The 4,863-nt window shown below is 71.9% G+C and carries 3 protein-coding genes; all 3 read right to left on the bottom strand.

Annotated features, from left to right (window positions below; genetic code table 11):
• Window positions 1–1,037 (bottom strand): dienelactone hydrolase family protein (locus ACOJTC_RS15345; RefSeq protein WP_420117387.1); only part of this gene is annotated, 1,037 nt, incomplete at its 3' end.
• Between the two features lie 103 nt (window positions 1,038–1,140).
• Window positions 1,141–2,253, bottom strand: coding sequence for a ricin-type beta-trefoil lectin domain protein (locus tag ACOJTC_RS15350; protein WP_420117388.1), 1,113 nt, complete (start codon window positions 2,251–2,253; stop codon window positions 1,141–1,143).
• A gap of 387 nt (window positions 2,254–2,640) precedes the next feature.
• Window positions 2,641–4,863: multifunctional oxoglutarate decarboxylase/oxoglutarate dehydrogenase thiamine pyrophosphate-binding subunit/dihydrolipoyllysine-residue succinyltransferase subunit (locus ACOJTC_RS15355; protein ID WP_420117389.1), on the bottom strand; the 2,223-nt coding region annotated here is incomplete at its 5' end.

A 4,863-nucleotide genomic window follows, 5' to 3' on the forward strand; every position in this document is an offset into this window, starting at 1 on the left:
GGGGGGGGGGGGGGGGGGGGGCGGGCGGGGCGTGGGGGGCGCGCGGGGGGGGGGGGGGGGGGGGGGGGGGGGGGGGGGGGGGGGGGGGGGGGGGGGCGGGGGGGGGGGGGGGGCGGGGGGGGGGGGGGGGTCGTCGGCGGCGGCGGGGTGGCCGGGATCGTAGGCCCGCCCGGCGGCACCAGCGGGCAGGTGGAGCTGTACCGGGAGACGCCGGTGCTGTTCGCCAGCGGGCAGAGGAACTGCGTGTAGCGGGTGTCGTAGTCCAGGAAGATCTTGAGCCAGGGGATCAGCAGCCGCATCTCGGTCGGGTTCGACCGGGTGAACGACAGGTGGTCGTTGCCGGCCAGCTCCGCCCAGGCGTGCTCCACCCCGGCGGGCAGCGTGTTGTAGATGCCCTGCACGTAGGACGGGGTGACGGTGCCGTCGTTCTGACCCGACAGGAGCAGGGTGGGGACCTGGGTGGTGGACATGTTCAGGTTGTTGCCGGGCGTACCGGGGGCGAGGCCGACCGCGGTCCGCAGCGACGGCCGCCGCAGCGCGGCCAGCAGGGTGCCGGCTCCACCTGCGGAGTGGCCCATCACGCTGAGCCGGTTGGGGTCCACCCGGCTGCGCACCGGGCTGGTCCGGGTGAGGTAGTCCAGCCCCGCGAGCAGCTGGGTGGCCCGGGCGTCGGCACCGTCGGTCCGGCTGTTGGTCTCGATCCCGAGCACCACGAACCCGAAGGACGCCAGCCAGGGGCCCATCCAGGCCTCCTCGTTGGCGAACAGGGCGGAGTACCCGGGCACGATCGCCACCGCGCCCCAGGTGCCCAGGCTGGTGTCGGTCGGGTAGTAGACGAACCCGCCGTTGAAGCCGTTGCCCGCCGGCACGGTCGCCTGCGTGGTGGCGAACGGCCCCCGGGTGGCGGCCACACTGGCCGGGGTCGGGTCCGGGCCACGCTGGTAGGGGTTGTCCGCCGCCGCCACCGCGGCGTGCGGCGCGGTCGCGGTCACCACGAGGCCGAGGAGCACCGCGAGGCCGGCCGAGAGCCAGCTCACGGACCGGGCCACGGAGGTCCGGCGGCCGGCCGGGGGTGAGGTCGGGGGTCGATCTGTCGGTAGCGTCACTTCAGGCATCTCCTTCGTTGGACGGGGCTGCGGGCTACCGCCGGCTCCACTGCTGGTTGGCCTGGCCGTTGCAGGTCCACAGGACGAGCTTCGTGCCGTTGGCGGTGGCCCCGCCGTTGGCGTCGAGGCAGAGGCCGGACTGCACGCCGGTGATGGTGCCGTTGGCGTTGACGTTCCACTGCTGGTTGGTGCCGCCGTGGCAGTCGTACGTGGTGACCAGGGTGCCCGGGGTGGTGCCGTAGCCGGCGGCGTCCAGACACTTGGTGCCGAGCACGGTCAACGCCCGGCCGGAGGTGTACGTCCACTGCTGGTTGGTGCCGCCGTGGCAGTCCCAGAGCTGTAGCTGGAGCCCGTTGGTGGTGGCGGATCCGGGCACGTCGACGCACCGGCCCGACGGGGTGCCCACGATGGTGGTGGTCTGTCCGCCGCTGTTGCCCGGGTTGCCGATGCTGCCGGGCACCGACTGCAGGGCGCTGTACCAGCGGGCGGCCATCTTGTCGTAGCCGCCGGAGGTGGGGTGGATGCCGTCGATCAGGTCGGCGGTGGTCAGGGCGCTCTGCATGTCGACCAGGTGGACCCGTTTGCCGGCGTTCACCTTGCTCTGCACGATGCCCGGGATCGCCGCGTTGAAGGTGCGCGCGGCCGCCGCCTGGTTGCTGTTGGACAGTGTGATGATCTGCGCGACGAACACCTCGGCGGTGGGCGCGGTGTTCGTGATCTTGTCGATCAGGGTGGAGAGCCGGTTCGGCGCGCTGCCCACGTTGTAGTTCTGGAGGATGTCGTTGGTGCCGATGTGCAGCAGCACGGTCTGCGGTCGTTGGTTGTTCAGCCAGCCGACGATGTTCGCGTCGATCTGGTCGATGCGCCAGCCGGGGTGCCCCTCGTGGTCGTGGTCACCGAGGCTGCCCGGCCCGTTGAACTGCGATCCGGTGAAGTCGGTCGTGTAGCGACCGGCGGCCAGGCGCTGCCAGAGCCCGATCCGGTAGCCGCCGGGCACCTGGGTGCCCTCGGTGATGGAGTCGCCGAGCGGCATCACCCGTACCCCGCCGTTGGATTCGGCGTGGGCGGGGCCGGTCGGTGTCACCACCCCGGCGGTCATGACGCCGAGTACGGCGAGCGCCGCGAGCCATCGTGCCCTCGTTCGCATGGACTTCTCCCCTGGATCGGTGGAGCTGGCCGAGGGCGTGGGCCGGTCGGACGGCCGCCGTGGTGAGGGGCGGCACGCCGGTGACGCGGATCGGCCGGACCGGACAGCCACCGGCTGCCGGGCCCGGCCGGGCACACGCCGATCGCCACCTCGCCAGGACGGGGCGGCCTCGGCACCGGGACGGGTGTGAGCGTTAACAACGACCATTGTAAATACTTGTCGCTGACCTGGTCCAGTTCGGCCCACCACCGGCTCCGAACGGAGGGCGACCGGGCACCCGCACCATCCGGGAGATGGACGCCACGGCCGAGGCCGCCGGCCGGACCACCCCGGCGGACGGGGCGGCTCGCCACACCGGCGGGCCGCCCGTCCGTTCGTCACCCGTGCTCAGGGCTGCGGCAGCGCCGCATCGATGATCGCGGCCTGCTCGACCTCGTGCTGCTTGGCGGAGCCGACCGCCGGGGCGGCGGCAGCCGGGCGGGAGATGCGGCGCAGCCGCACCCCGTCCAGGTGCTCCACCAGGTTGAGCGCCACGAACGACCAGGCACCCTGGTTGGCCGGCTCCTCCTGCACCCAGGCGAAGTCCTCCGCCTGGGGGTACCGGTCGAGCACCGCCCTGAGTTCCTCGACCGGCAGCGGGTAGAGCTGCTCCAACCGGACGATGGCGGTGTCGCCGATGCCGCGGTCGGCGCGGGCCTGCACCAGGTCGTAGTAGACCTTGCCGGAGCAGAGCAGCAGCCGCCTGACCGTCTCGGCGGACGGCGACTCGACACCCGGCCCGCCGTCGTCCAGCACCGGTCGGAAGCCGCCCGTGGTGAAGTCCCCCACGTCCGAGACGCAGAGCCGGTGCCGCAGCAACGACTTCGGCGAGAAGACCACCAGCGGCTTGCGCTTGGCCGACAGGGCCTGCCGGCGCAGCAGATGGAAGTAGTTGGCCGGGGTGCTGGGGATGGCGACCCGCATGTTGTCCTGCGCGCACAGTTGCAGGAAGCGCTCCGGCCGCCCGGACGAGTGGTCCGGGCCCTGTCCCTCCTGCCCGTGCGGCAGCAGCAGCACCAGCGACGACCGCTGACCCCACTTCAGCTCGCCGGAGGAGAGGAACTCGTCGATGATGGACTGCGCGCCGTTGGCGAAGTCACCGAACTGCGCCTCCCAGAGCACCAGCGCCTCGGGGTTCTCCACCGAGTAGCCGAACTCGAAGCCCATGGCGGCGTACTCGCTCAGCAGCGAGTCGTGCACGAAGAACCGTGCGTCGCCGGTGGCCAGACGGGACAGCGGCAGGTACGACTCACCGGTGGCCGCGTCGACGACCGCGGCGTGCCGCGAGGTGAACGTGCCGCGTCGCGAATCCTGGCCGGCCAACCGGACGGTGACGCCCTGGCCCAGCAGCGAGCCGAAGGCGACCAGCTCACCGAAGCCCCAGTCGATACCGCCCTCGACCGCCATCCGCGCCCGCCGCTGCAACACCTGCTGGACCCGCTTGTGCGCGGTGAACCCCTCCGGCAGGTGCAGGTGGGCCTCGCCGACCGCACGGACGGCCGCCGCGTCGACGGCGGTGTCGACCTGCGGTTCGGGCTCCGCCGACCAGGACGGGCGGGCCCGCGCCGGCGCGACGGCCGCGTCCCGGCTGGCCTTGAAGACCCGCTCCAGCTCGGCCTGGTACTCGCGGAGCTGCTGCTGCGCGGTCTCGACGGTGATGTCGCCCCGGCCGATCAGCTCCTCGGTGTAGATCTTCCGGACGCTGCGCTTGGCATCGATGATCTCGTACATCCGGGGGTTGGTCATCGACGGGTCGTCGCCCTCGTTGTGCCCACGGCGGCGGTAGCAGACCAGGTCGATGACGACGTCCTTGTTGAACGCCTGGCGGTACTCGAAGGCCAGCCGGGCGACCCGGATCACCGCCTCCGGGTCGTCGCCGTTGACGTGGAAGATCGGCGCCTGGATCATCCGGGCCACGTCGGTGCAGTAGAGCGACGAACGGCTGTACTCGGGGGCGGTGGTGAAGCCGACCTGGTTGTTGACCACCACGTGCACGGTGCCGCCGGTGCGGTAACCACGCAGCTGGGACAGGTTGAGCGTCTCGGCCACGACCCCCTGCCCGGCGAACGCGGCGTCACCGTGGACCAGCACCGGCAGCACGGTGTAGCCCTCCAGGCCCAGGTCGAGCCGGTCCTGCTTGGCCCGGACGATCCCCTCCAGCACCGGATCGACGGCCTCCAGGTGCGACGGGTTGGCCACCACGCTGACGGTGGTGCAGTGCTGGCCGTCGGGTGTGGTGTATTTGCCGGTCTGCCCGAGGTGGTATTTCACGTCGCCGGAGCCGTGCGCCGAGTCCGGGTCCATCTGGCCCTCGAACTCGTTGAAGATCTTCTCGTACGGCTTGCCGACGATGTTGGCGAGCACGTTGAGCCGGCCCCGGTGGGCCATGCCGATGACCAGCTCGTGGAAGCCGCCCTCGGCGCAGGCCTGGAGCACCTCGTCGAGCAGGGGGATCAGCGACTCGCCGCCCTCCAGCGAGAAGCGGCGCTGGCCGACGTACTTGGTCTGCAGGAAGGTCTCGAACGCCTCGGCGGCGTTGAGCCGGTTGAGCAGGTGCTGCTGTTCGTCCGG

The organism is Micromonospora sp. (assembly GCF_048594385.1).
Taxonomy (GTDB): domain Bacteria; phylum Actinomycetota; class Actinomycetes; order Mycobacteriales; family Micromonosporaceae; genus Micromonospora; species Micromonospora wenchangensis.